At 64.9% G+C, this 24,534-nt stretch carries 25 protein-coding genes, 2 tRNA genes and 1 other RNA gene; 14 read left to right on the top strand and 14 right to left on the bottom strand.

The genetic code is table 11. From position 1 onward, the window contains the following. Positions 1-236 precede the first annotated feature (236 nt). The 6 genes from QWJ37_RS07110 to gndA all read left to right on the top strand — a co-directional run bounded on the left by QWJ37_RS07110 (position 237) and on the right by gndA (position 4,819). Positions 237-656: a DUF3052 domain-containing protein gene (locus QWJ37_RS07110; protein ID WP_227901506.1), complete on the top strand. Its 420-nt coding sequence runs from the start codon at positions 237-239 to the stop codon at positions 654-656. Continuing rightward, positions 653-1,123, top strand: coding sequence for a peroxiredoxin (locus tag QWJ37_RS07115; RefSeq protein ID WP_227901507.1), 471 nt, complete (start codon positions 653-655; stop codon positions 1,121-1,123). The genes QWJ37_RS07110 and QWJ37_RS07115 overlap by 4 nt, the downstream gene beginning before the upstream one ends. After that, on the top strand, positions 1,120-2,082 hold the full coding sequence (locus QWJ37_RS07120; protein WP_227901508.1) for an NAD-dependent protein deacetylase: 963 nt from the start codon (positions 1,120-1,122) through the stop codon (positions 2,080-2,082). The genes QWJ37_RS07115 and QWJ37_RS07120 overlap by 4 nt, the downstream gene beginning before the upstream one ends. 84 nt (positions 2,083-2,166) lie before the next feature. Then, positions 2,167-2,239 (top strand) — tRNA-Val (locus QWJ37_RS07125). A gap of 134 nt (positions 2,240-2,373) precedes the next feature. After that, positions 2,374-3,264 (top strand): serine hydrolase, encoded by an 891-nt coding sequence (locus tag QWJ37_RS07130; RefSeq protein WP_290244911.1) that lies wholly within the window; start codon positions 2,374-2,376, stop codon positions 3,262-3,264. Between the two features lie 118 nt (positions 3,265-3,382). Next, positions 3,383-4,819 (top strand): NADP-dependent phosphogluconate dehydrogenase, encoded by a 1,437-nt coding sequence (gene gndA / locus QWJ37_RS07135; protein WP_290244912.1) that lies wholly within the window; start codon positions 3,383-3,385, stop codon positions 4,817-4,819. A 91-nt stretch (positions 4,820-4,910) separates the two neighbouring features. Here the strand turns inward: gndA and epsC are convergent, their stop codons facing one another. The 3 genes from epsC to msrA form a co-directional block, all read right to left on the bottom strand. Beyond that, entirely contained in the window at positions 4,911-5,495 is a 585-nt protein-coding gene (gene epsC, locus QWJ37_RS07140; protein ID WP_227901511.1) for a serine O-acetyltransferase EpsC, read from the bottom strand. A gap of 49 nt (positions 5,496-5,544) precedes the next feature. Further along, the gene (cysK, locus tag QWJ37_RS07145; protein WP_227901512.1) at positions 5,545-6,480 is read right to left on the bottom strand and encodes a cysteine synthase A; all 936 of its coding nucleotides are present in this window, start codon (positions 6,478-6,480) and stop codon (positions 5,545-5,547) included. A gap of 82 nt (positions 6,481-6,562) precedes the next feature. Continuing rightward, positions 6,563-7,087: a peptide-methionine (S)-S-oxide reductase MsrA gene (gene msrA / locus QWJ37_RS07150; protein WP_290244913.1), complete on the bottom strand. Its 525-nt coding sequence runs from the start codon at positions 7,085-7,087 to the stop codon at positions 6,563-6,565. Positions 7,088-7,216: 129 nt separating this feature from the next. Between msrA and QWJ37_RS07155 the strand changes: the two genes are divergently transcribed. From QWJ37_RS07155 to QWJ37_RS07165, 3 genes are all read left to right on the top strand, one after another. Beyond that, positions 7,217-8,146 carry a Nif3-like dinuclear metal center hexameric protein gene (locus QWJ37_RS07155; protein ID WP_227901514.1) on the top strand — a complete coding sequence of 310 codons (930 nt, stop codon included), beginning with the start codon at positions 7,217-7,219 and terminating at the stop codon, positions 8,144-8,146. A 67-nt stretch (positions 8,147-8,213) separates the two neighbouring features. After that, positions 8,214-8,954, top strand: coding sequence for a C4-type zinc ribbon domain-containing protein (locus tag QWJ37_RS07160; RefSeq protein WP_290244914.1), 741 nt, complete (start codon positions 8,214-8,216; stop codon positions 8,952-8,954). A gap of 3 nt (positions 8,955-8,957) precedes the next feature. Continuing rightward, the gene (locus QWJ37_RS07165; protein WP_356881624.1) at positions 8,958-9,938 is read left to right on the top strand and encodes a reverse transcriptase-like protein; all 981 of its coding nucleotides are present in this window, start codon (positions 8,958-8,960) and stop codon (positions 9,936-9,938) included. Here the strand turns inward: QWJ37_RS07165 and QWJ37_RS07170 are convergent. Then, the gene (locus QWJ37_RS07170) at positions 9,935-10,705 is read right to left on the bottom strand and encodes a peroxide stress protein YaaA (protein ID WP_290244915.1); all 771 of its coding nucleotides are present in this window, start codon (positions 10,703-10,705) and stop codon (positions 9,935-9,937) included. The genes QWJ37_RS07165 and QWJ37_RS07170 overlap by 4 nt on opposite strands. Before the next feature lie 76 nt (positions 10,706-10,781). Between QWJ37_RS07170 and rnpB the strand changes: the two genes are divergently transcribed. From rnpB to QWJ37_RS07185, 3 genes are all read left to right on the top strand, one after another. Then, positions 10,782-11,183, top strand: an RNA gene (gene rnpB / locus QWJ37_RS07175) — RNase P RNA component class A. A gap of 144 nt (positions 11,184-11,327) precedes the next feature. Beyond that, positions 11,328-12,629, top strand: coding sequence for an MFS transporter (locus QWJ37_RS07180; RefSeq protein ID WP_290244916.1), 1,302 nt, complete (start codon positions 11,328-11,330; stop codon positions 12,627-12,629). A gap of 110 nt (positions 12,630-12,739) precedes the next feature. Beyond that, positions 12,740-14,203, top strand: a complete 1,464-nt coding sequence (locus tag QWJ37_RS07185; protein ID WP_290244917.1) for a glyceraldehyde-3-phosphate dehydrogenase — start codon at positions 12,740-12,742, stop codon at positions 14,201-14,203. A gap of 110 nt (positions 14,204-14,313) precedes the next feature. Here the strand turns inward: QWJ37_RS07185 and QWJ37_RS07190 are convergent, their stop codons facing one another. The 5 genes from QWJ37_RS07190 to QWJ37_RS07210 form a co-directional block, all read right to left on the bottom strand. Next, complete coding sequence (locus QWJ37_RS07190) at positions 14,314-14,886, bottom strand: peptide deformylase (RefSeq protein WP_227901519.1); 573 nt, start codon at positions 14,884-14,886, stop codon at positions 14,314-14,316. A gap of 42 nt (positions 14,887-14,928) precedes the next feature. After that, positions 14,929-16,086 (bottom strand): acyl-CoA dehydrogenase family protein, encoded by a 1,158-nt coding sequence (locus tag QWJ37_RS07195; protein WP_290244918.1) that lies wholly within the window; start codon positions 16,084-16,086, stop codon positions 14,929-14,931. 182 nt (positions 16,087-16,268) lie between these two features. After that, positions 16,269-16,344, bottom strand: a tRNA-His gene (locus QWJ37_RS07200). Between the two features lie 140 nt (positions 16,345-16,484). After that, on the bottom strand, positions 16,485-17,066 hold the full coding sequence (gene orn, locus QWJ37_RS07205; protein ID WP_227901582.1) for an oligoribonuclease: 582 nt from the start codon (positions 17,064-17,066) through the stop codon (positions 16,485-16,487). Positions 17,067-17,128: 62 nt separating this feature from the next. Further along, on the bottom strand, positions 17,129-17,824 hold the full coding sequence (locus QWJ37_RS07210; RefSeq protein WP_290244919.1) for a hypothetical protein: 696 nt from the start codon (positions 17,822-17,824) through the stop codon (positions 17,129-17,131). A gap of 374 nt (positions 17,825-18,198) precedes the next feature. On the opposite strand from QWJ37_RS07210, the gene mptB reads away from it, so the two are divergent. Then, the gene (mptB, locus tag QWJ37_RS07215) at positions 18,199-19,734 is read left to right on the top strand and encodes a polyprenol phosphomannose-dependent alpha 1,6 mannosyltransferase MptB (protein ID WP_227901522.1); all 1,536 of its coding nucleotides are present in this window, start codon (positions 18,199-18,201) and stop codon (positions 19,732-19,734) included. Here mptB and QWJ37_RS07220 read toward each other — a convergent pair. Beyond that, complete coding sequence (locus tag QWJ37_RS07220; RefSeq protein ID WP_290244920.1) at positions 19,700-20,962, bottom strand: glycosyltransferase family 87 protein; 1,263 nt, start codon at positions 20,960-20,962, stop codon at positions 19,700-19,702. The two genes, mptB and QWJ37_RS07220, sit on opposite strands and share 35 nt — an antisense overlap. Positions 20,963-21,080: 118 nt before the next feature. Here QWJ37_RS07220 and QWJ37_RS07225 point away from each other — a divergent pair, with 118 nt between their 5' ends. After that, positions 21,081-21,497 carry a DUF3224 domain-containing protein gene (locus tag QWJ37_RS07225; RefSeq protein ID WP_227901526.1) on the top strand — a complete coding sequence of 139 codons (417 nt, stop codon included), beginning with the start codon at positions 21,081-21,083 and terminating at the stop codon, positions 21,495-21,497. Positions 21,498-21,522: 25 nt separating this feature from the next. Here QWJ37_RS07225 and QWJ37_RS07230 read toward each other — a convergent pair whose 3' ends face one another. The 4 genes from QWJ37_RS07230 to QWJ37_RS07245 form a co-directional block, all read right to left on the bottom strand. Continuing rightward, on the bottom strand, positions 21,523-22,272 hold the full coding sequence (locus tag QWJ37_RS07230) for a M50 family metallopeptidase (protein ID WP_290244921.1): 750 nt from the start codon (positions 22,270-22,272) through the stop codon (positions 21,523-21,525). Between the two features lie 49 nt (positions 22,273-22,321). Continuing rightward, positions 22,322-23,170 (bottom strand): anti-sigma factor, encoded by an 849-nt coding sequence (locus tag QWJ37_RS07235; protein ID WP_290244922.1) that lies wholly within the window; start codon positions 23,168-23,170, stop codon positions 22,322-22,324. Further along, a complete protein-coding gene (locus QWJ37_RS07240; RefSeq protein WP_290244923.1) occupies positions 23,151-23,696 on the bottom strand; it encodes an RNA polymerase sigma factor in 546 nt (181 codons plus the stop codon). The genes QWJ37_RS07235 and QWJ37_RS07240 overlap by 20 nt, the downstream gene beginning before the upstream one ends. A gap of 101 nt (positions 23,697-23,797) precedes the next feature. Next, the gene (locus tag QWJ37_RS07245) at positions 23,798-24,469 is read right to left on the bottom strand and encodes a class F sortase (protein ID WP_356881633.1); all 672 of its coding nucleotides are present in this window, start codon (positions 24,467-24,469) and stop codon (positions 23,798-23,800) included. Between the last annotated feature and the right edge of the window lie 65 nt (positions 24,470-24,534).

The raw sequence follows: 24,534 nt of genomic DNA on the forward strand, positions 1-24,534 counted from the left end.
CGCCGGATCTTCGCTTGCGCACGGATGCGCGCCAGGGCGCCCAAATCTGCTTTTCCTCCACTGTAGTCCCGGGTTGGCTCTGTTGCGTAGCCTGCACCCGGAGGCATCGCTAAAGGCGGACAAGCCGCGGGGCCTTGATGCCTGCCGGTAAAAGGTGTTTCGTTGGGTCCGGGACCGCGCGGATCGGGCAAATGTGTGATTCCCTTGTATTTATGCAGTCAACCAGGAGGAGTGAAGTGAGCGAGGCCGAGGCCGTCACCGAGGATAACGTGGCGAGCAGATTGGGTTTCAAGGACGGGGACCTGGTTCAGGAATTCGGCTACGACGACGACGTGGACTTTGACTTCCGCGACGACCTTGAGGACCTCATCGGAGGTGAACTGCTCACCGAAGAAGACCACGACGTAGTAGACGGGGTCATCCTCTGGTGGCGGGCCGATGACGGTGATCTCGTGGATGCACTGGTCGATTCCCTGACCACGCTCGACGACGGCGGTGTTGTCTGGGTCCTGACGCCCAAATCCGGCCGGGACGGGTACGTGCCCCCGGCGGACATTGAGGAAGCAGCCCCCACCGCGGGACTGCACGTCACCACATCGCCGGGCGTATGCGATGACTGGACAGCCACCCGACTGGTCAGCCGACGCAAGAAGTGACGCTGTTCGCAGACCTGCCGGCGGCGGGTACTGCGGTACCCGACTTCTGCCTGCCGAACCAGTTCGGTGAAGCAGTCCGACTGTCAGGCCTGCGCGGGTCCGGTGTTGCCCTTGTCTTTTTTCCCTTCGCCTTCTCTCCGGTATGCCGGGGAGAGCTAGCGGAACTGGAGCGCGAACGGGCAATGTTCACCGACGCAGGGGTGCGCCTGCTGGCAGTGTCGTGTGATTCCAAATACACCTTGCGGGCCTGGGCAGACCACGAAGGGTTCACTTTCGACCTGTTGTCGGATTTTTGGCCCCACGGCCACACCTCACGGGCCTACGGTGTTTTTGACGACCGGCAGGGGCAGGCCGCCCGCGCAAGTTTCCTTATCGACGGCGCCGGGGTCCTGCGCGGCTGTATCCGCTCGGACCCCGGCCTGCCGCGTCCGCTGGAGCAGTACCGTTCGGCCTTGGAGGAACTATGAGTGAAACCGGGCAGCGTCCGGGGCTCGGCCTGACAGGCTTCGCCAGCGGCGGCGCACTGGAACAGGTCCCCGAACCCACTGAGGAAGAGGTGCGGCTCCTCCGCCGGGCTGCAGGGCTTCTCGGCGGCCGCCGGATCGCCCTCCTCACGGGTGCGGGCCTCAGCACCGATTCAGGGATACCGGATTACCGGGGGCCGGATGCCCCGCCCCGGAATCCCATGACCTACCAGCAGTTCGTTGGCGATGCCGACCTTCGGCGGCGGTACTGGGCACGCAACCATGTTGGCTGGCATCATCTGCGTCATGCCGAGCCCAATCCCGGACATGAAGCGGTGGCCGCCCTGGAGCGCCGGGGACTTCTCTCGGGCGTGATTACCCAGAATGTCGACCGTTTGCACAGCGATGCGGGCAGTATCAACATCATTGACCTGCACGGGCGCTACGACCGGGTGATCTGCCTGGACTGCCGCACCGGCTTTTCCCGCGAAGAGGTTGCGCACCTGCTCCAGGACCTGAATCCGGGATACCTGGACCGCGTACGCGAGGGCGGGGAGATTGCCCCGGATGCCGATGCCGAGATCGCTGACACAGACGATTTTGTCGTGGCCGACTGTCCGGTCTGCGGAGGCATGCTCAAGCCGGATTTTGTCTATTTCGGAGAGAACGTACCCAAGGACCGCGTGGCCAGGGCGTTTGCCATGGTGGACGCAGCCGGCGCACTGCTGGTTGCCGGGTCCTCACTGACCGTCATGAGCGGACTCCGGTTTGTCCGCTATGCGGTCAAGGCGGGCAAGCCGGTGGTCATTATTAACCGGGGCGCCACCCGCGGGGATCCGCTGGCAACCCTGAAGATCGACATGGGAGTCAGTACGGCGCTGACCTGGCTCGTCAGGCATCTGCCGGACCTTCCGGCTTCCGCCGCAGAAGCCGCAGCCGGTACCCCGGATAGTGCCGATTAGGTACGGGGCGCTTCCCTGGGGTAATGTAGTTCCTCGTGATGCAGGGCCGGTCCGGATTGTGCGGGCGGTACGGCAGCACGATGAGGGTCTTTAGCTCAGCTGGTAGAGCGCCACGTTTACACCGTGGATGTCATCGGTTCGATCCCGGTAGGACCCACAGATAGGCCGCCGTTGCCTTCCGCAGATGCGGAAGGCAACGGCGGCCGTTTTCGTTTAAGTCCGCTGCTACGAATGGGGGTACGCCCCGAAAAGGACAGACACAACGAGAGGAACCGGGACAGGACGGTGAGAGTGAGGATCAACGGATCCGGGTGGAGGAAGCGTACCTGCGCGGCAGCAGCGGCATTTTTGCTTCTTGCTGCAGCGGGCTGTTCGGGAGCAACGACGGCGGGCCTGCCCGAAGCGGACGCGCCCGCGGCGGTCCCGTCCGACGGAGGCCCGGGAGCGGCGGAAAACGGTACAGGGCAGCCCGCCGGCCCGGTAGCTGCGGCTCTGGACCTTCTGGCCGCCGGCACTGACGCCGAGTTCTCCGTGGCGGTCCGGGACAACGCCTCGGGGGAATCCTGGCAGTACAACGCACAGCAGCGCTACCTCGAGGCGAGCCTGGTGAAGGTGCCGATCCTGCTGACCCTGATCCGCCAGGCCACTGCGGAAGGGCGGGACCTCACCGCCGAGGAAGTAAACCTGGCCACGCTGATGATCGAGTACAGCGACAACGAGGCGACCAGCGCGCTGTATGACGGCCTGGGCGGCAGGCCCGAGCTGCAGCACACCTACGAACTCATCGGGGTGGAGGCCACTGAAGCGGGCGAAATGTGGGGCGCCAGTGAGACCACTGCCGAGGACCAGCTGCGCATTTCCCGGACCGTGGCCGAAGGCGCCGACTGGCTGGACCCGGACCTCCTCGCGTTCGGCGTCGCGCTAATGGAAAACGTCTGCCCGGAGCAGTCATGGGGCATCACGGCCGGAGTGGGCGCCCCCGACGCGCAGATTGGCCTGAAGAACGGCTGGCTGCAGGATGACGAGGCCGCGTGGAACGTGGGCAGCGCCGGCTTCATACGGGCCGGCGGGAATGACTACAGCATTGTTGTGCTGAGCGCACGCAACCCCACCCTGGCTGACGGCATCGACGTCGTCGAGAGTGTGGCATCCACCGTCAACGGGTATACCGGCGGCAGCTGATCCGGCGCCGTGTGGCGGCGAGGCGGCCCGGAAGCATAGGCTGGAGCCTGAAACGCGGCGCGATGAGCCCGCGCCGGCCCGTGCCCGCTGGGGCACCCCAAAGATCCTTGGAGAGAACTTGAGTGCACAAATTGGTGTAACCGGCCTTGCCGTCATGGGCGCAAACCTTGCCCGCAACCTTGCCCGCAACGGTTACACGGTGGCCCTGCACAACCGATCCGTCCGGAAAACCGATGCCCTGCTTTCCGCGCACGGCGATGAAGGAAACTTCATCCGCACCGAGTCGCTGCAGGAACTGGTCGACTCGCTGGAAAAGCCCCGCCGCGTCCTGATCATGGTGAAGGCCGGCGCACCCGTGGACTCGGTGATCGACCAGCTGGTGCCGCTGCTGGAACCCGGCGACATTGTGATCGATGCCGGCAACTCACACTATGAGGACACCCGCCGCCGCGAAGCCGCGCTGGCGGAAAAGGACCTCCACTTCGTGGGTGTGGGCGTGTCCGGCGGCGAGGAGGGCGCACTCCTGGGCCCGTCCATCATGCCCGGCGGCTCCCGCGAGTCCTACGACTCCCTGGGGCCCATGCTGGAGAAAATCGCAGCAAAGTACGACGGCGAGCCCTGCTGCACCTGGATCGGCACCGACGGCGCCGGACACTTCGTCAAAATGGTGCACAACGGCATTGAATACGCCGACATGCAGGTTATCGGAGAGGCCTATGACCTGCTGCGTTCGGCCGCAGGCATCGAACCAGCCGAACAAGCGCAGATCTTCACCGAGTGGAACACCGGCCAGCTCAGCTCCTTCCTGATCGAGATCACGGCCGAGGTCCTGGGCCATGTGGACGCGAAGACGGGCAAGCCGTTCGTGGACGTGGTTGTGGACTCTGCAGGGCAGAAGGGCACCGGCCGCTGGACGGTCGTTTCCGGCCTGGACCTCGGTTCGCCGGTCTCCGCCATCGCCGAGTCCGTTTTCGCCCGCGCACTGTCCTCCCAGCGCGGCCAGCGCGGGATTGCGCAGGAAACGCTCAAGGGCGAGGAAACCGCCGTCGAGCTGCCCGAGACGTTCGTGGAGGACGTCCGGCAGGCCCTCTACGCGTCCAAGCTGGTCAGCTACGCGCAGGGCATCGACATGCTGGGCGCAGCCGCGAAGGAGTACGGCTGGGACCTGAAGCTCGATGAAATCGCCTCGCTGTGGCGGGCCGGCTGCATCATCCGCGCAGAACTGCTGGATGACATCATGAAGGCCTACGCAGACGGCGCAGCCCCTGCCAACCTGCTGTTCGCGCCGGCCTTCGCCGAATCCATTGCCGCCGCCGTTCCGGCCTGGCGCCGGGTGGTCTCCGTGGCCGTGCAGCTGGGCATCCCCGTACCGGTGTTCTCCTCCTCGCTGGCCTACTACGACGGCCTGCGCCGCAAGCGTCTTCCCGCGGCCCTGACCCAGGGACTGCGCGACCTCTTCGGTGCGCACACCTACCACCGCGTGGATGCCGAGGGCACCTTCCACACCATGTGGGGCGAGGACCGCGCCGAAGTAGAGGCAGTGGACACGCACTAGGCAGGTTACAAAGGAAAGGCCCGCAGCATCTGCTGCGGGCCTTTGCTTTGTCCTGAGTGTCCGGGAGGGACCGGCACAGCCGGGAACCCGGCTAGATGTAGATCGCAGGATCCACGTATTCGGCCGGATCCACCGCGGGTTGCGTCATCTTGGTGTCCCGGTGCCGCCATTTAGCGGGAATGCCGGTGATAATCGAATCCGCAGGAGCGTCCTTGACCACCACGGCGTTGGCTCCCACGGCACTGCGGGCCCCGATGGTTACCGGCCCCAGGATCTTGGCGCCGGCGCCCACGGTGACGCCGTCACAGATCGTCGGATGCCGCTTGACCTTCGCCAGTGAGCGTCCTCCGAGGGTGACGCCGTGGTAAAGCATGACATCGTCACCGATTTCGGCGGTTTCGCCGATTACCACTCCCATGCCGTGGTCGATAAAGAACCGCCGGCCGATGGTGGCACCGGGATGGATTTCGATGCCGGTGGCGAAGCGGGTGATCTGCGAGAGGACACGGGCGGGGAACTGCAGGCCCGGACGGGACCACATGCGGTGTGTCAGCCGGTGCATCCAAATGGCATGCAGGCCGGAATAGACAACGAGGTTTTCGAGCGAGCCCCGTGCCGCCGGATCATGGGATGCGGCGGCGTCGAGGTCTTCGCGCAGTCGGGCTAACAGACTCACAGAGAACTTTCTGCTCGGTTTTTCAGTGCCCCGTCGGGGCGGACATGCTCTAGCCGCGGATGTCGTCGTACAGCACGGTGGAGATGTAGCGTTCGCCGAAGTCGCAGACCGTGGCGACAATCAGCTTACCGGCGTTCTCTTCCCTCTTGGCCAGTTCCAGGGCGGCCCAGACGATGGCACCGGAGGAAATGCCGCCGAGGATGCCTTCCTGGGTGCCCAGTGCGCGGGCGGTGGCAACGGAGTCTTCAATGGAGGCGTCGAAAACCTCGTCGTAAATGGTGGTGTCCAGAATCTCAGGGACAAAGTTCGCGCCGATGCCCTGGATCTTGTGCGGCCCGGGGGAGCCGCCGTTGAGGATGGGGGAGTCCTTGGGCTCCACGGCAACAATCTGCACGCCCGGCTTGCGTTCCTTCAGCACCTGTCCGACGCCGGTAACGGTCCCGCCGGTGCCGATGCCGGCGACGAAGATGTCCACCTGGCCGTCGGTGTCTGCCCAGATTTCCTCGGCAGTGGTGGCCCGGTGCATCGCCGGGTTGGCTTCGTTGGCGAACTGCTGGGCCCAGATGGCGTTGTCAGTGGTGGCAACAATCTCCTTGGCCTTCTCCACCGCACCGCGCATGCCTTCGGCACCGGGGGTCAGGACAATCTCGGCGCCGTAGGCACGGAGCATAACGCGGCGCTCGGTGGACATGGTCTCGGGCATGGTCAGGATCACCTTGTAGCCGCGGGCAGCGCCCACCATGGCCAGAGCGATACCCGTGTTGCCCGAGGTGCCCTCCACGATGGTTCCGCCCGGCTTCAGGGCGCCGGCCTTCTCGGCGGCGTCAACAATCGCCACACCGATCCGGTCCTTGACGCTGTTGGCCGGGTTGTAGAACTCCAGCTTCACTGCCACCTGGGCGGGCAGCCCGGCCGCGAGCCGGTTCAACCGGACCAGCGGGGTTCCGCCCACAAGCTGGGTTACATCGTCATATATACGAGCCATGTTTTCCTCTGTTCCTCAAACGTTCTTCGAAATGCCGGACGGACATCTGCCCGTCCAAGCCTATCGGCGGCCTGTGGAGCCCTTAGTCCTGAAGCCATTCGGAGTAATACTTGCGGGCCTTGGCCAGCTTCGGATTGATAATGACCTGGCAGTACCCGGTGCCCGGACGCTTGGCATAAAAGTCCTGATGGATATCCTCCGCCGGGTAAAACCTCGGCAGGGGAGTGATCTCGGTGACGATCGGATCCTTCCAGTTACCGCGTGCCCGCTCCAGCGCGGACTCGAATTCCCCGCGCTGGTCCTCATCACGGTAGAACATGGATGAGCGGTACTGCGTGCCCACGTCGTATCCCTGCCGGTTCAGCGTGGTGGGATCGTGCTGGGAGAAGAACATATCCAGAAGCACCTCTCCGGGCACTACCTCTTCATCAAAGGTTACGGCCACCACTTCAGCATGGCCGGTGGTGCCGGTGCAGACACTGTCATAGTCGGGGTCGGGGATTGAACCGCCGGTATAGCCGGAAACCACATCGGTGACTCCGCGGACCTTGCGGTAGAGGGCGTCGAGGCACCAAAAGCAGCCTCCGCCGAGTACGTACGTCTTCATGCCTTTAACAATGCGGTGCGCGGCGTATTGATTCCCGAATCCCGGGAGCGGGATTCCGCGGTGTGCAGTCCATCACCGCGGGTGCGGCGGAATTGAGCACCGCCCGCGCATCGGGGTAGAACTAAACCTATGGAAGCGGATCACCCCAACGAGCGGGCCGGCGCGGATACCGCCGATCAAGATATCCAGCCGGCAGAGGCCGGCAGCGGGAGCATACCCACGCTGGGGGATGTGCTGCTGGCCGCGGAGGAGCTGTGGCCCGAATCCCTGGCCGAGAACTGGGACGCCCCCGGCCTGGTTGCCGGACGGGCCGACCGTGAGGTCCGGCGGATCCTGTTCGCCGTGGATCCCACCAGCGAGGTTATAGACGAAGCCCTGGACTGGGGTGCGGACCTGCTGATCACCCACCACCCCCTGCTGCTGAAGCCGGTGACCTCCGTCGCGGCCACCACGTTCAAGGGTGACGCCGTGCACCGCCTGATAGAAGGTGGATGCGCGCTGCTGACCGTGCACACCAATGGGGACAGCGCGGTCGGCGGTGTTTCCGACGTCCTTGCGGACGCCTTTGGCCTGCGCGATGTGGCTCCGCTGGTACCGGCACCGGAGGGACTGCCCGAGGAGGGAATCGGCCGGGTGGGCGAGCTTCCCGACGTGATGAGCCTGGCGGACTTCGCCGAGCGGGTGTTCGGCATTCTTCCCGCGGTCGCCGGCGGCGTGCGGGTGGCAGGAGACCCGCACGGGCTGGTGCGGCGCGTCGCAGTGTGCGGCGGTGCCGGCGACAGCCTCTTCGACGCAGTGCGTGCCCAGCGTGCCGACGTCTACGTCACGGCCGATCTGCGCCACCATCCGGCGTCGGAACTGCGTGAACGTGCACTCACCGGAAACGGGCGCCCCTACCTCATTGATGTCTCCCACTTCGGGAGCGAATGGCTGTGGCTGACCCCGGCCGCCGGGGCACTGGAGAACGTCCTGACGGACCAGGGGTTCGTCGCTGACGTGCGCGTCAGCGGGGTGAACACCGATCCCTGGGACTTTGTCCTGACTCCCGGACTGAAGTGATGCGGCTGCGTGGCATAGGCTTAGGAGTGCCGGGCCAGGTAGGTCCGGATATACACGGAGGTAATCGGTGGCAAAAGCATCGCCCGCGGAGCAGCTGAGGCTGCTGGATCTGCAGGCCCTGGACAGCAGGATCAAGGCCCTGCGCAACCAGGCCCGCACCATAAGCAACAATCCTGAAATCGCCTCACTTGCCGACGCCGTTGCCGCCGCCGAGAGCGCACGCGTGAGCGCGGGCACAGAGGTAGCCGACGTCGAACGCGAGCTCGCCCGCGCGGAAGCCGATGTTGCCTCCGTGGTGGCCCGCATGACGCGGGACCAGCAGCATCTGGACAGCGGCAAGGTCGGCTCGAAGGAGCTCACCGCCCTGCAGGCCGAGATTGTCTCGCTGCAGCGTCGCCGCTCGGATCTGGAAGACGTTGAACTCGAAGTCATGGAGCGCCTCGAAACAGCCCGGACACGGCAGTCCGAAGCCGCGGCAGAGCTGGAAACCCTGCACGGGAAGCGACGGGAGCTCGAGGAAAAGCGCGACGCCGAACTGTCAGTCATCGGGGCTGAGCAGGCCGATACCGAGGCACGCCGCGAAGAGCTCGCGTCCAGCTTTGACCCGGCACTGCTTGCTGCCTACGAAAAGACGCTGTCCAAGCACGGCATCGGCGCCGCACGGCTGTTCCACGGCACCTCCGAGGGTTCCGGGATGCAGCTGAGCCCGGGCGACCTGGCGGACATCCGCAAGGCAGCCGATGACGAGATTGTGTACTGCCCCGATTCCGGCTGCATCCTCGTTCGCTCCAATGAGTGGGGCAGCTAGGAAGTGACACTGTTTGACCCGGAGCCTGCTTCCGGCGGGGAAAAGGACACCGTCCGGGAACCCGCCGCGGGGACCCGGCGCACCCTGATTGTCGAGGCCGACGGAGGCTCCCGCGGCAATCCCGGCATTGCCGGCTACGGAGCCCTCGTCCGCGACCCAGGGACCGGGGAGATCCTGGCCGAGAAAGCCGCCTACGTTGGCAAGGTATCCAACAACGTCGCCGAGTATTCCGGTCTGATTGCCGCGCTGGAACTGGCCCACGAGATTGACCCCGACTGCTGGATCCTGGCCAAGATGGATTCAAAGCTCGTAGTGGAGCAGATGAGCGGGCGCTGGAAAATCAAGCACGCGGACATGCAGAAGCTCGCCGCCAAAGCCCGGTCCGTGGTCAATCCGCGGCGGGTGAAATACGAGTGGATTCCCCGCGAACTGAACAAGGACGCGGACAGGCTCTCCAACGAGGCCATGGACGCCGGGACGGCGGGGGTACCCTGGAAGCCGCGGGGCGCCGCACAGACACAGACACAGACACAGACATTGTCAGAGGCACCGGCGACGCCGGTTCCGGCTCCTGCGCCGTCGGCGGCGTCGTCTCCTACTGGACGCCTGCACCACACCGAGATCTGGGTCAACGACTTTCCTGCAGCCGAAAAGTCCCTGGGCTGGCTGCTGGAACGCCTCGGCTACGTCCGCAGGGACACCTGGTCCACCGGCGCCAGCTGGCAGGGCGCAGAGGGCTATATCGTCCTGGAATCGGGCTCCGACGTCGAGCCCGTTCCGTACTCCCGCCGCCGGGCCGGGTTGAACCATCTGGCCTTCAGCGCGGGCTCGGAGGCCGACGTCGAGCTCCTGGCCAGGCGCGCCGCAAGCCACGGCTGGACCCTGCTGTTCGCTGACCGCCACCCGCACGCCGGCGGGGCGGAACACTATGCCGCCTATTTGGAGAACGAAGAGGGCTTCGAAGTGGAGCTGGTTGCCGGTTAGGGCTGTTCCGGAAGAATGATGTTGAGCTGGTAGGGCTTCCGCCCGGCGGGAGCCACCAGCTCGGCCTCCCACTTTTCCTGTGCTGCCTGCAGCAGCTGCTCCGGGGTGGCCGGCTCGGTTCCCCCTCGCAGCAGCAGGTGGCGGGCCAGCTCGCCGCGAGTGTGCTTGGCGAAGTGGGAAACCACCTTGCGTTTCCCGTCGCGGATCTGGAACACGTTTACTGCTGCCGTGTTTTCCGGAGCCGGTGTCCAGGCTGCGGCGTAGGTGCTGGAGCGGCAGTCCACCACCAGTGAGTCGGCTGCATATCCGCCCAGTACCCCGCTCAGGTGCTGCTTCCAGAACGCCGCCAGCCGTCCGGTATCCGGGAGCCGGGCGGACATCGAGAGACGGTAGGCAGGGATGGGATCGGCAAAGCCAATGGCTCCCCACAGTGCGGACATGACCAGGACAGCCTCATCAGCCCGACGCCGGCCTTCCTCGGAAAGAGAGTCGTAGCCAAGGGCGTCATAGAGCACGCCGGTGTACACCCGGTGGGCGGGAGCGCAAGGTTCGCTGTCAAGGACCGTGTTGCGCTGCACCTCGGCGGCAAGGGTGGCTCCGACGCCGAGGACGGCAAGGGCGTCTTCGGAGCGGCTGGTTTCCGCCAGGGCTTTCAGTACCTGGCTCCGGGGCTCGGACAACACTGGAAAGCGCAGCCGGGACAGGTCAAGGGCAGGCCCCGCTTCGGGGGGCGTTTTTCCTTCGGAGGGCGGCAGCAGAATAAGCACCGGTTAATGGTACGCGAGTGAGCGCACGCGCCCCTGTCCGGGGTAGCCGCTTCGGGACGGTAGAGTTGACCGTGGACGGGTTGGCCAGGCAATCGCGTTGGCGCGGCTGCCTTTACGGGTACCGCTGCCGCCGAGGAAAGTCCGGGCTCCGCAGGGCAGGGTGGTGGGTAACGCCCACTCGGGGAAACCCGCAGGCCAGTGCCACAGAAAACAAACCGCCCGCGGCCTGTTTTGCAGGTCTGCAGGTAAGGGTGAAAAGGCGGTGTAAGAGACCACCAGCGTCCCGGGTGACCGGGACGGCTAGGTAAACCCCACCCGGAGCAAGGCCATACAGGACACGTTTGAGGGCTGCCCGCCCGATGTGTCCGGGTAGGCCGCTTGAGGCCGCCGGCAACGGCGGTCCTAGATGGATGATTGCCGCACCCTTTCCGGTAACGGATCCGGTGTACAAAACCCGGCTTACCGGCCAACCCGTCCACCCTCCGTGCCTTTCGGAGCAGGAAGCCCGGCTGCGCAAGGGTAATCGCCGAAAACGGGCTTTTTTCCCGCGGCTTTCAGCCAATGTGCCGATTCGCCGGCGCAGACTGGCTGGTTTTCCTCATCGCTCCGCTATTCTGTGGCAATGTCCAATACCGCGGAGGCACGCAGGCCGTTGGTATTCCGCAACGCCAATTTCCGGCGGTTGTGGATTTCATCGACGGCCGGCATATTCGGTGTCGCAGTGACAAGTGTCGCGCTGCCCGTTATTGCCGTCACTGAATTGGACGCCTCAAATGCGACAGTGGCAATCCTGGCCGGTATGCCTTTCCTGCCATGGCTGTTGTTCGGCCTTCCCATCGGTGTGCTGGTGGACCGCTACCGGAGGCGGCCGATAATAGTTTTCTCGCTGGCCCTGCGGACCCTGCTGCTGGCCAGCCTGCCGGTGGCCTGGTGGCTGGACGTGCTGACCGTGACTCAGCTCTTTACGGTATCCTTCCTCGCCGGACTGGCCGCCGTGTTCTTTACCCTGGCCGAGCAGGCACTTATCCCCGCTGCAGTGGACCGAGAGGAACTGGTTGAAGGCAACGGCCTGATGACCGGCTCCGGCGCCATGGGCGACGCCGGCGGACGGGCCCTGGGCGGCTGGGTGACCGCAGCCTGGGGAGCATCCAACGCGATGCTGCTGCAGGTGGCGGCCTCACTGGCCTCGCTGGCGGCGATCATCCGGCTGGACCTCTCCGAACCGGAACCCGCCCGCTCGGAGGAGTACCGCGTCCTGCGGGAGATGGGGGAGGGCCTGAGGTACATCTTCAGCACGGTGGCCCTGCGGATGCTGCTGTTCACCGGTGCGCTGTGGAACCTCGGCGGAAACATAGTGGTTTCCCTGCTGGTCCTGCTGGTGATCCGGTCCCTCGGGGAAACCCCCGCCATGCTGGGACTGCTGACGGCAGCAACAGCGGTGGGCGGAACTGTCGGCGGACTTTCCGTGCGATGGATTGCCGGGCGTTTCGGATCCGGCCGGGTGTGGCGCTATTCCATGTTTCCCGCCGTGGCAGGTTATGCGAGCGTGCTTTTTATATCGCCGGGGTGGGGCATGGCCGCAGGCTTTATCGGATTGTTTATCGCTGGTTTTTCCATTTCCCTCAACATTGTTGTCTCCACGACCTTCCGCCAACGGGTGTGCCCGCCGCAGATGCTCGGACGGCTCGGCTCGGCCCTGCGTATGGTCACGTGGGGCATGCTCGCCGTCGCCGCATTCGCAGCCGGGCTCCTGGTGGACCTCGTCGGAATCCGAGGGGCAATCCTCACAGGCGTTCTGGTTGCCGCCCTCGCGCCGCTGATTGCCGCGTTCGGGCCGCTTCGACGCGTTCGCGAGCTGGCTGACCTGGAGCCCGCGGACACGGAAACGGGACAGTCCAGCCAGATCCGTCCCTTCCCATTGTGACAAACGTCTCGTCTGGCTGTCCGGCGGGGTTGATGTGTCCTAATACACTTGTAGGGAATACCGCCAACCGGCACAACGCAGTGCCGGCTGAGAAAAGGATGTGAAGATCTGTGAGCTCCAATTCCGATACGTGCCTTGATTCCTGGATGGATCGGGAGGCCCTCGCCGAGGCGATGATCCCGCTGATCGGGCGGCTCTACCGGGAGAACAGCGTGGTTACTTCGGTCCACGGGCGCCCGCTCGTCAACAAATCGGTCATCGATATCCTCAAGGCCCACCGCTTCGCCCGCCAGATCGATGAGACGGAACTTCCGGTTTCCGAGACCTACCCGCTGCTGAAGGCACTGACCGAGCTCGATCTCGGCGCGGCATCCATTGACCTGGCCCGCATGAGCAACAAATACAAGGAACAGGGCGGAGACCTGGTCGAATTCCTGCGCACCGAACTCGCTGACGTCGCCGGCCGGCGCGGGGCGGATGCGCGGACCAGCACTGACGTTGTCCTCTACGGCTTCGGCCGCATCGGGCGCCTGCTGGCCCGGATCCTCGTGGAAAAGGCCGGAGGTGGTCAGGGACTGCGGCTGCGGGCCATCGTGGTGCGGAAGGGCTCCGAGAATGACCTCGTTAAGCGGGCGAGCCTGTTGCGCCGGGACTCCGTCCACGGGGCGTTCAACGGAACCATTACCGTAGACGAGGAAAAGAACACCATCCTCGCCAACGGCACCCTGATCCAGGTGATCTACTCCAATGACCCCGCAACGGTGGACTACACCTCCTACGGCATCAGCAACGCCGTTGTGGTGGACAACACCGGGCGTTGGCGCGATGAAGAAGGACTTTCCCAGCACCTGGACGCCAAGGGCGTCTCCCGGGTGCTGCTGACCGCGCCGGGCAAGGGAAACCTGAAGAACATCGTCCACGGCATCAACCACGGGTCCATTACCGATGAAGACCGGATTATCACGGCCGCGTCCTGCACCACCAATGCCATCACGCCGGTGCTGAAGGTCCTGAACGACAAGTACGGGATTGTGAACGGGCACGTGGAAACCGTGCATTCCTTCACCAATGACCAGAACCTCATCGATAACTTCCACAACGGGGACCGGCGCGGACGCTCCGCTGCCCTGAATATGGTCATCACCGAGACCGGCGCCGCCAAGGCTGTGGCCAAGGCGCTGCCCGAACTGGCCGGAAAGCTCAGCGGCAATGCCATCCGGGTGCCCACCCCCGATGTCTCCATGGCCATCCTGAACCTGAACCTCGAAACGGCCACGGACAAGGATGAGGTTAACGCCTTCCTGCGCGAAACCTCGCTGAACTCGCCCCTGCACAAGCAGATCGATTACATCGACTCGCCCGAAGTGGTGTCCAGCGACTTCGTGGGTTCCAAGCGTGCGGGCATCGTGGATGGGCTCGCTACCATTTCCAACGGCACGAACCTGGTGCTGTACGTCTGGTATGACAACGAGTTCGGCTACAGCTGCCAGGTGGTCCGTGTGCTGGAGGAAATGGCACAAGTGAATCCGCCGGCCTACCCGAAGGCCCAGTCGCTGGCCTCCATCGCCGGCTAGCTGCAGCAGAGCACTGGAAATGAAAGGCCCGCAGGGAAACCTGCGGGCCTTTCATTTTGGTGCAGCCGGCTTTTGGTGCAGCTGGCTTGGGGTCGGGACACCCCCGCGGATCAGTGGCCGAAAGGATCCGGATCAACACCCGGCATCCAGGTGTTGCCCGGAACGGTCCAGCCCTGCGCCTTGATGGCCTTGCGTGCCTTCCGGCTCCAGCGGTCCGTCAGCCGGTCCACGTAAAGCTTGCCGTCAAGGTGGTCGTACTCGTGCTGGATGACGCGGGCGAACCAGTCGGTCGCCTCGAACTCCACGGGGGAGCCGTGTTCGTCGAAGCCCTTGATCTTGGCCCACTCCGCCCGGTTGACGGGGAAATTCTCACCCGGCACGGACAGGCAGCCTTCGGAGGTCTCGTCCGGGTCCGGCGCCGAACCGGGCACCTTGGAGGTGATGAGCACCGGATTGATGACGACGCCGCGGTCCGGGGCGTCGTCGTCGTTCTCGTAGGCAAAGGTAAACAGACGCAGTCCGACGCCGATCTGCGGTGCCGCCAGGCCCACGCCGTTGGCAACGTCCATGGTTTCGTACATGTCTGCGACCAGGGTACGCAGTTCGTCATTGAACTCTTCCACTTCGGCCGCCCGGCGGTGCAGGACGGGTTCTCCGTGGATGACGATGGGACGAACGGTCATTGCTGTCTTTCTTTCGTGTGGTTTGAACGGGAGGTGCTCGGCTTAGCGGGCGATGTCGCGTCCGATGACGTCCCGCATGATTTCACTGGTGCCGCCGAAAATGGTCAGCAGCCGTGCGGCCAGGAAAGCCTGTGCCACGGGGTATTCCATGATGTAGCCGTAGCCTCCATGGAGCTGCAGGCAGCGGTCGGTAATGGACTTGGCGCGTTCGCTGGCCCACAGCTTGGCTTTCGCGGCGGAGACGGCGTCAAGCTTGCCTTCGTTGAAGGCCGTGATGGCTGAGTCGACGTAGGCTTCGGTGACCTCGACTTCGGTGGCAATGTCCGCCAGCGCGAAGCGGGTGTTTTGGAAGTCGGCCACCCGGCTGTCGAAGGCGTTGCGCTCCCGGGTGTACTCAAGGGTTGCCTGGTAAACCGCGCGGGACACGGCGGAGGACGCAACAGCGATAGCCAGCCGACCCTGCGGAAGCTGGCCGGCAGCGTATTCCAGGCCGCGTCCGACTTCACCGACAAGATTGCCGGCGGGAACGCGGACGTTGTCGAAGAACAGTTCAGCGGTGTCCGAAGCCTTCAGGCCCATTTTGTCCAGCTGGCGGCCGGTGCTGTACCCCTCGGTCTTCTCCACCATGAACATGCTGAAGGAATCCCGCTGTCCGCGCCCGGCACCGCCGTCGGTGCGGGCCAGGACCAGTGACGCGTCGCCGGAGATCCCGTTGCCGATGAAGGTCTTCTGGCCGTTGATCACCCAGTCGCCGTCGTCGGTACGGACCGCCTTGGTGCGGATGCCGCGAAGGTCGCTGCCGGCCCCTGGCTCGGTCCACGCCACGGAGGTGACTTTGTCACCGGAAACCATGTCCGGCAGCCAGCGCTGCTTCAGATCCTCGGACCCGTAGGCCAGCAGGTGGGGGAGGACCAGATCATCATGCAGGTGGAACGCCAGGGCTACGGCCAGGTGGTTGGACCGGGCAAATTCCTCGTCCATAACGGCGCGGAAACGGTAGTCCGGCATTCCGGCTCCGCCGAACTCTTCAGGAACCGCCAGGCCCAGCAGGCCCTGATCACCGGCCGCCTTCCACATGCGGCGCGGCATCATGTGCGCCGCATCCCATTCCGCGTAACCGGCGGCGACCTCGCGTGCATCGAATTCCCGGACGACGTCCCGGAACAGCTCATGGTCCTCTTCGAACAGTCTGCGCTCCAAGGCGGCGCCTCCTCATTGATAAGCCACGCATAGGCGTAGTGGTTCTGACGGTTCCGGCTCGTGGCCCGGAGCACGACGGCTGCGTCAGGCGAACGCCAGCCGCTAACAGTGAAACACAAACAGCAAAGGCCGCCCCGGAATCATCCGAGGCGGCCTTTCGAAGCTGTAACCGCCAGCCTCATTGGGGTGAGTAACGGGGGTTGAACCCGCGACCTCCTGGACCACAACCAGGCGCTCTGCCAACTGAGCTATACCCACCATGTGCCTCAAACGTTCATCCGCGAAGTCCAGGCGAGTGGTCTTGCGGACTCATTTATCTGAGGCAGCGGAATCAAGCTTACACGGTTTTTTGAGTGCTTCTGACACGTTGGCCCTCCAAGGGGCTTTTTGTGACGGAGCTAACTCTGAATCCCTGCGGCAATCTTCTTGGCGGTCGCCGAGTCCGGCCCCGGAGCCGGGACAAAAACGGCCTCACGGTAGTACCGGAGTTCATTGATGGAATCCCGGATATCACCCAGGGCGCGGTGTCCGCCGTTTTTGGCCGGAGCCTGGAAGTAGGCGCGCGGGTACCAGCGGCGGGCGAGTTCCTTGATGGTGGACACGTCGATGATCCGGTAGTGCAGATAGTCGATGACCTCGGGCATGTCACGGGCCAGGAACATCTTGTCGGTACCGACGGAGTTGCCCGCCAGCTGTGCCTTCTTCGGCTCCGGGACCCACTTGGTGATGTATTCGATGACGGCAGCCTCGGCCTCGGCCATGGTGATGCCGTTAGGGAGTTCGTCCAGAAGCTTGGAGGTGGTGTGCATCTGGCGCACGAAGTCCCCCATCTGGGCCAGGGCGGCGTCGTCGGGCTTGATCACCACGTCCACTCCGTCACCGAGGATATTCAGTTCGGAGTCCGTGACCAGGACGGCCACTTCAATCAGGGCATCATTCTTAATGTCCAGACCGGTCATTTCGCAATCGATCCAGACCATACGTTCATTAGTTATCGGCACAATCCCAATGTACCGCGTTCGTTCGCCGCGGGACGGAGGGGCTACAGGCTTGAGTGGCTGCGCTGGCGCCTGTCCGGCAGGTCGGCATCTGCGGTGGCAAAAGAGGCAGGAGTGCCGGAGAGATAGGGCTGCAGCGGGATCTGGCCGGTCTCGGGCGGCCCAAAGGTCCGGGTCCAGCGGCTCGGCTCGGCCGGCATCTCGTGAAAGACCGGTGCAGCCGCTGCGCGCCGTCCCCCGGCTGCGGGCATCCCGGAGCCCATTCGTACGGGGCCCGGAGAGGGCGGGGGGACTGCAACCGCGCCCATGCGGGCGTGGCGGCGGGTGCCGGGCACCCGAGTCGAAAGATCCGGTACGGGCGTGTTCGGTACCGGAATTGCCGTAGTCGACGCAGAAGAAACCTGCGCATCATTCGGGGCAGTTGCCACGGCGGGCAGAGTTGCTGCGGCCGCCGGAGCTGCTGCGGCGGCGCCGTCGGCCGCCGTCGGCCCCGATGCCGCAGGGGAGGGCTGTACTGCTTCAGGGCGTGGTGCCGTAGCGGGCAGTGCCGCACCCGGCCGCGCGGCGGGGGAGCGATCCTGGGTGGAGCTGAAATACCAGGTGATCCCAAAGGCGAACAGAAGCAGCCCGGAAACAGTTGCGACAATGCCGGGCGGGACCTGGACCCACACCATGGCCCCTGTGCCCACCGCAGTGAGGAAAGCGCCCCAGAAGATGAGTTCCGGGTTGCGGGCGGACAAAGAGGTGCCCCCGGCCGCGCGCCGGGACGTTCGGCGGGCCGTGTCCGGCCCGGACGTACTGACCTTTTTCCCCGGTGGTTTTGAAAAAGGTTTCCCTACAGGTTCTGCCCGGTGGCGCCCCACAGCCAATACCGCCTTGCCTCATTAGTCACGACTGGACCTTCAGTCTATGCGACCGTGCCGGGGCTCACAGGATTGAGTGCGGCCGCGTCGCATTCGGCCGGGGAAGGTGCGGGCGGCGGTGCTAATATCAGCCTATTGACGGTGCCCGGGCATTCTTGTGCCCGTCTTCAGAACCGGTGCCGGAACGGTGCAGGAATGTAACTGCCCGGGGCCCGCAGAACCAGAAACCCCCAGAGATTGGAACCATGTAGATGACCGCCCAGGTCCCTGCGACCGAGCCTTCGTCTCCTGGCCCGGAGACAGCGAAAGCCGACCGCCCGAACGTCGCAATCATCCAGGGGTTCATCGGTTCGATGATGATGCTGGCCGGTTCGTTCGGTGTCGGATGGCTGTCCCTGGCCTCCGGCCTGCGGACCAACCCGGTTATCATCTGGCTGCGCTTCGACCAGCCGATCGGTGCGGTGGCAGCGGTGCTGCTGCTGGCTACGGGCGGCATGCTGCTGGTCCGTTCCTGGCTTCGCCTGGGGCAGCGCATGAAGGGCTGGGGCCCCGACTCCCGGCCGGTGGTGATGCGGGCCATCATCGCCTGGTCCGCGCCTATGTGCCTGACCCTGCCGCTCTTCAGTCGCGACGTTTTTGCCTACATCGCCCAGGGGCTGGTGATGGTGAGCGGGCTGAATCCCTACAAGGACGGCTATTCGCAGATCTCCAACTATCTGCAGATCGGGGCGGACGATCTGTGGGCGCAGAGCCCGACGCCGTACGGCCCCGTCTTCCTCTGGCTTGAGGAACTCGTGGTCCGCGTCACCGGGGGACAGGTGGAGTCCTCCATCCTGCTGTTCCGGCTCATCGCCGTAGTCGGTGTGGCGATGTGTATTTACTTTGTGCCGAAACTGGCCGAACTGCACGGCATCAACCCCAACCGCGCCCTTTGGCTGACCGCAGCTAACCCGCTGTTCCTCACAAACTTCATTGCGAGCATCCACAACGATGCCCTGATGATCGGCCTGGCGCTGGCCGGGCTTTATCTGGCCGCCACGAAGCGGGTCCTGCCCGGCATCCTGCTGGTGACACTCTCGGTGGGCATCAAGCCCATCACCATCATCTTCCTGCCGTTCATCGGCCTGCTGTGGGCCGGCAAAAATGCCTCCTGGCCGCGGAAATTCGGCTACTGGTTCATGACCGCCGGAATTTCCCTGGGGCTGCTGTGGATCATGGGCCTGATCAACGGGTTCGGCTTCGGCTGGGTGGGCGCCCTCAGCACGCCCGGCAGCGTATGGATCTGGTACGCGCCCGTCGGCTTTGCCGGCATGCTCGTGGCCACGCTGGGCAACGCCCTCGGGCTGCCGGGCTGGACGCTGGCCGACATCGTGCACACCATCGGCCGGCTGGCCTCGGTGGGCATTGTGCTGTGGCAGATGTTCGTAGGCGAGTACAGCCGGCTGATCCGCCGGCTGGCACTGGCCTTCGCCGCCATCGTGATGCTGGCCCCGATGATCCAGTCCTGGTATGTGGTCTGGCTGATTCCCCTGTTCGCCGTCACCGGGCTGCGCGATGACTGGCAGGCCAAGACCCTTTACCTGCTGGTCTCCTTCTTTATGGTCTACGCCATCAGCGACCAGCTGGACATCTGGCCCTACTTCGAGTTCAGCCTTACTGCTGCCCGGCAGATTGCGGCGGTGACCGCACTGGGCTTCGCCCTCTACCTGATCTTTGTGGATCCGAAGACCAAGGTGCTGTTCCGCAAAAAGCTTACGGCGCCTGCACCGGGGGAGCTGCGGCACTGACCTGTCCGCCGCCGGCCCTGGTCAGCCTGATAACGCGGGCCAGGGACCAGCCGAAGAGGACCAGCAGCAGGATGTTGCGCAGGGTCAGGAGCAGGGCCACGGCAATGTTCAGGTCGTTGTACAGCGCCGAGTAGAACATCGGATAGACCAGGGTGGTCAACGCTGCGATGGCCGCCATCAGGATGCCGGGGACCTTCCAGCCCCGGCCCTCCCACGCCAGCCCGACGGCGGTCACAGCGCCCAGCCACAGCATGAACTGCGGCGAGCCGACCTTGTTGAAGACGATGAAGGCGCTGACCAGGGCGAGCGAGCCGGCAATCAGCAGAGCCTGGGAATCTGCGCCGCGGCGCAGGGCCCAGATCAGGAGCAGCGCGACGGCGAGAGCGGCCAGCGCCAGCAGCGGCGTCATCATCGCAGCCACCGGCTCGCCGAGGGCGCCGCGGACCTCGCGGGTATTGATGACTTTGTCCTCGAAGATATACGCGTCTGAGGTGCCGGTGATCGCCTGCCAAAGTCCCGGCGTCGTAAACGGGGCCTCCATCTGCATGCCGCGGGCGCCCTGTTCCCCAAAGAAGCTGAGCAGATGGCGGATGCCGCCGGAGAGAGCAACCACCACTGCGATCACGGCCGACACCGCAGCGCCGGTGGCCAGCAGGACCAGCCGCTTCTTCCACGCCACCAACACCGCAAGGATGACGGCTGCTGGCCAGACCTTGATCCAGGTCGCCACGGACAGCAGCGCCGAGGCCAGAACGGGGCGGGTAGCCAGGAACAGCAGCCCCATAATCACCAGCGGTGCGGTTAGGCCGTCCACCCGGCCGACAGCCACGGGGCCGAGCAGGGCCGTGACCGCGAGCCACCAGTAGGCGGCGTGGATGCCGCGGGTGCCGGCCCGGCGGCTGAGCACGGCGACGCCGGCGGCATTAAGTGCGGTGAACAGGAGGAACCAGGTGAACATGTACGCGGAGTAACCGAAGACAGCAGCCAGGACCATCGGTGCCAGCGCACCGATGGGGTACACCCAGCCGGCGTCGATCCCCACCCAGTAGCCGTCACGCAGGCCGTCGAACGCCCACTGGCGGTAGAAGGACACATCACTGAGGACATCGCCGTTCAGGATCCGCGTCGAGAGGGCCGCCAGGAAGCCGGCATGCACCACCGCAAAAAACGTCCAGAGGGTTGCCGGGCGGAGTAACCGCCGCTGTAGGGAAGCCGAATTCCGGGACATGCGAGGGTGGTGCTCCTTAGTTGAAACCGTTGCCGTGCCGCGTCCGGGCACAGCGATAAGGCTACCGGCGCGCACCGCCCGGCATGCAATCCGGCGCTGGACACGGGATACTGGTGTTATGACCGACCTAACTGAAGAAGTGATCGTGGCCGATTTTGACGTCTCGGAGTGGGAACCGACCCCCTACCAGGTGGAGGGCACCAACAGCGAACTCTCCACTGTCCGGGCAGTGAAGATCTTTGAAGGCGACATCACCGGGACCAGCGTCGCAGACCTGATTATGGCCGGGAATTCCGTGGGCGCCGGCTACGTGGGATCCGAGGTGTTCGCCGGCACCGTCGCCGGCCGCACGGGCACCATGGTCATCCAGCACTGGGGTCTGGCCGAAGGGACGGCCACGGCAAGCTCCGGTCACATCATTCCCGGATCCGGCACAGATGACCTGGCCGGAATCTCCGGCAAGGCGATTTACACTCAGGAAGAGGACGGCCAGCACCGGCTCGAGCTGCGCGTGACCTTCCCGGCACAGGCCTGAGGCGTACCCCGCAGCGGCCCCGGATTCAGGGTCCCGAGTAGCCCGCCACGGCGGCCAGGAGGACCGCGGCCAGGGATGCTGCTATCACCAGTGCAAATCCCGTGAGCCAAACGGCAGAAGGAACCCCGGTGCGCCGGTAGAGGATGTAGGCGTCGGAACTCTCCAGGTTACGGCGTCGCTTTGTGTGCACCGCAAGGACGTTCAGCCAGTCCCGCGCCGCACCCACCAGCAGGGCAGTGCCCATACACATGGCAACATAACCTGCCACTTTCGGGGCGGCGAACCAGACAAGCAGCACCGACACAGCGGCACAGGCGATGGCGATAAGGAATCCCTGCCCGTTGCGGATGAACACCAGTGCCGTCAGCAGGATCAGCGCGCCGACTGACAGTGCGGCACCTGCCCAGCCGTTGAACGCGGCCAGTATCAGCGCCGCTCCCACGACCGCCGGCACCGGGTAACCCCAGAAGCCGGCCCAGGCGGCAGGGAACCCGCCGCGGCCCAGGGAGCGCATTTCACCGGAGTGGTCAAAGCGGAGCCGGATTCCCTTGACCATTTGTCCGGTCATCAGAGCGGCAAAGGCATGTCCGAGTTCATGGACGAAGGTTACGAACAACCCGAACCAGCGCCAGGTGGCCCGCGGGATGCTCAGCAGCGCCGCGGCAGCCGCCACGGCCAGGAGCACGGCGGGGTCCGGTTCCACGGCCGGCACCCGGCTGAATCCCGCCAGCACCCGAGACCACCATTCGGCACCGATGCCGGATAACAGCTCCACCGGTTAGCCACGGCCCGGGTTTGCCGGCATCAGCACCGGGCCCGCTCCGCTAGAGCTCCAGCACGCCCCGGAGGATCGAGTCGCCCGAGTGCGTGGGATCGCCGTCGAACGGCTCGTCTGAAATGTCAACAATTGGATACTCATCGAGGTCAAGGTTAGCCGGGATGGTGAATCTTCCCTCGGTGCCCTCCATTGTGCCGAGGCTGACCATGCGAGTGATGTCCGGAGCGATCAGCCAGACCTCACGGAAGCCCTGCGCGTCTGACCCGGTGGCAGTTACCACCAGTTCCCGTGCGCCGTCCGGGCGCTGGTCCACCTCTGCACGGCCGGTGTCCTCGTATGCGGGAAGCGGGGCCAGGTCCACGGCGGCAACCACCTCTGAGCGGTCGGTGAGAATCCGGGAGATTCCCCACGTCCCTGCGGCGGCGAGCACTACAGCTGCTGCCGCTGCGCCCAGGATCTGCGGCAAACGGGTGCGGCGCCGGTTTCGGCGGTCCCGGAAGGCGCTGAGAGCAACCGGAGACGAAGGGGCATCGGAAGGGACAGCTGCGTCGGAACGCTCCGTCCCTGCCGGGGGAGCGGCCTCATGCTCAGGGGCGCGCGAACCTTCCGGCGTGTCCCGTAGTCCGGCGGCGTCGTCGCGCCCGGGTTCGGACTCGAAGGGATCCTGGCGGACGGCGTCGCTTAGGCCAAGGCTGGAATGGATTCCCTCCCAGACCGACGACGGCGGCCTGGGCAGCACGTCGGGACCTGAGGGGATGCGCCCGGCATGGACGACACGCTGCATGGCGGCCACCTCGGCGGAGCATTGAGCACACTGCTCGAGGTGGGCGGTTTCCTCAGGACTGGCCTCGCCCAAGGCATTCAGGGCCAGCGTCTCAGATGGCAGATGCTGCATCGCTGACCTCCAATCGCTCGCGTAGCTGGACCAGGCTTCTTCGAATATGGCTTTTGACAGTGCCCAACGGTAGTTTCAGTGTCTCCGAAATCTGTTGGTGTGTGAGGTCTTCGTGGAAAGCAAGACGCAGGATGGATCCCTGGGGTTCGCCCAGACGATCCAGCTCGGCATCGAGTACCACGCGGTCTGCCACATGGTCGGGGTGCGGAGAGCTACCGGCCTGACCGGCACGGGATCCCTGCTGGACCGGGCTGTCCACCAGTGTTTCAGGAGTACGTACGGCGGACGAGGCCATGCCTGCGGCCACGTTCCGGGTGATTCCGACCAGCCACGCGGCAAGCGTGGATTTTTCGGGAGCATAGCTTTCGCGGTACTTCCAGGCCCGGATGAAGACTTCCTGCACGGCGTCGTCGGCCGCGCCGCCGTCCAGCAGCTTCCGCTGGGCGAGGGAACGTATCAGCGGGGAGAAACGGCGGTAAGCCTCCGCCAGCGCCACCTCGTCCCCCGCCGCGAAGGCATGGTCCATCGCGGTATCTGGGTGGTCTCCGCCCGGTGATATCAGTGCCGTACTCCTGCCATACTCAGGAACGGCTGCCTCAGGAACCCGGCAGCTGTCTGGGAATGACACTATGGTACGGGAACCGCAGTGAGTACGACGTTATCTTCGTAGTCGCCCACGGAATCGAGCCATTCGCCGCCACAGGTCACCAGTTTCAAACGGGCTTCCCCCTCGCGGTTGAACAGATCGAACTCGCCCAGGGACGCCTTCGGGATGTTCTCCACTTTCTCCGTGGTGTAGCGCAGCACCGAGCCGTCGCTGCGTGTCACCGTCAGCGGTGTTCCGGCAGGAACCTCGTCCAGGTCTGCAATAGGAAGCTGTTCGGTCCGTGAATCAACGTGCGCCGCGAGTACGGCGGATCCACGCGTCGATCCCGGTGCGGGCCCGAACCGGTACCACCCTGCCTGGTAGTGGTTATCCGGCAAGGTCATTGCACCGTTGTCTTCCTGGCCCACGGGGATTACTTCCAAGTCAATTCCAGTGCCCTCCACACTTACACTCACCGGATCGGGAACCGATTCAACGGGTTCCTGCGTTGCGGGGCGGACCGGCACGGGCGTTGACGGTGCAGTAGCGCCGGGGGCCGGAGCAGCTGGGGGCTGCTCGGTGGCTGTAGCGGGTATGGATTCGGGTGCAGGCCCGGGCTGCATCGCGGTTCCACCGCAAGCTGCGGTCCCCATGGCGGCCGCGGCGGAAAGATATACTGCTGCGGCTAGCCTGCGGAACGGTTTGACGGACATGGTGCGGAACCTCCGGGACGGGGTGACCCCGGGGCTGCAGCGTTCAAAGGGGCGGGAACGCGCTG

The sequence above is a fragment of the Arthrobacter sp. YD2 genome (assembly GCF_030410475.1).
Lineage (GTDB): Bacteria > Actinomycetota > Actinomycetes > Actinomycetales > Micrococcaceae > Arthrobacter_B > Arthrobacter_B zhangbolii.

What these genes read in the sequence shown, in the direction of transcription:
- cysK (WP_227901512.1), bottom strand. Translation starts at nt 6,480, where the DNA reads ATGGCTCGTATATATGACGATGTAACCCAGCTTGTGGGCGGAACCCCG.
- QWJ37_RS07120 (WP_227901508.1), top strand. Translation starts at nt 1,120, where the DNA reads ATGAGTGAAACCGGGCAGCGTCCGGGGCTCGGCCTGACAGGCTTCGCC.
- QWJ37_RS07225 (WP_227901526.1), top strand. Translation starts at nt 21,081, where the DNA reads ATGACCGACCTAACTGAAGAAGTGATCGTGGCCGATTTTGACGTCTCG.
- QWJ37_RS07245 (WP_356881633.1), bottom strand. Translation starts at nt 24,469, where the DNA reads ATGTCCGTCAAACCGTTCCGCAGGCTAGCCGCAGCAGTATATCTTTCC.
- QWJ37_RS07240 (WP_290244923.1), bottom strand. Translation starts at nt 23,696, where the DNA reads ATGGACCATGCCTTCGCGGCGGGGGACGAGGTGGCGCTGGCGGAGGCT.
- mptB (WP_227901522.1), top strand. Translation starts at nt 18,199, where the DNA reads ATGACCGCCCAGGTCCCTGCGACCGAGCCTTCGTCTCCTGGCCCGGAG.
- QWJ37_RS07190 (WP_227901519.1), bottom strand. Translation starts at nt 14,886, where the DNA reads ATGACCGTTCGTCCCATCGTCATCCACGGAGAACCCGTCCTGCACCGC.
- QWJ37_RS07235 (WP_290244922.1), bottom strand. Translation starts at nt 23,170, where the DNA reads ATGCAGCATCTGCCATCTGAGACGCTGGCCCTGAATGCCTTGGGCGAG.
- msrA (WP_290244913.1), bottom strand. Translation starts at nt 7,087, where the DNA reads ATGAAGACGTACGTACTCGGCGGAGGCTGCTTTTGGTGCCTCGACGCC.
- QWJ37_RS07155 (WP_227901514.1), top strand. Translation starts at nt 7,217, where the DNA reads ATGGAAGCGGATCACCCCAACGAGCGGGCCGGCGCGGATACCGCCGAT.
- QWJ37_RS07180 (WP_290244916.1), top strand. Translation starts at nt 11,328, where the DNA reads ATGTCCAATACCGCGGAGGCACGCAGGCCGTTGGTATTCCGCAACGCC.
- orn (WP_227901582.1), bottom strand. Translation starts at nt 17,066, where the DNA reads ATGGTCTGGATCGATTGCGAAATGACCGGTCTGGACATTAAGAATGAT.
- QWJ37_RS07220 (WP_290244920.1), bottom strand. Translation starts at nt 20,962, where the DNA reads ATGTCCCGGAATTCGGCTTCCCTACAGCGGCGGTTACTCCGCCCGGCA.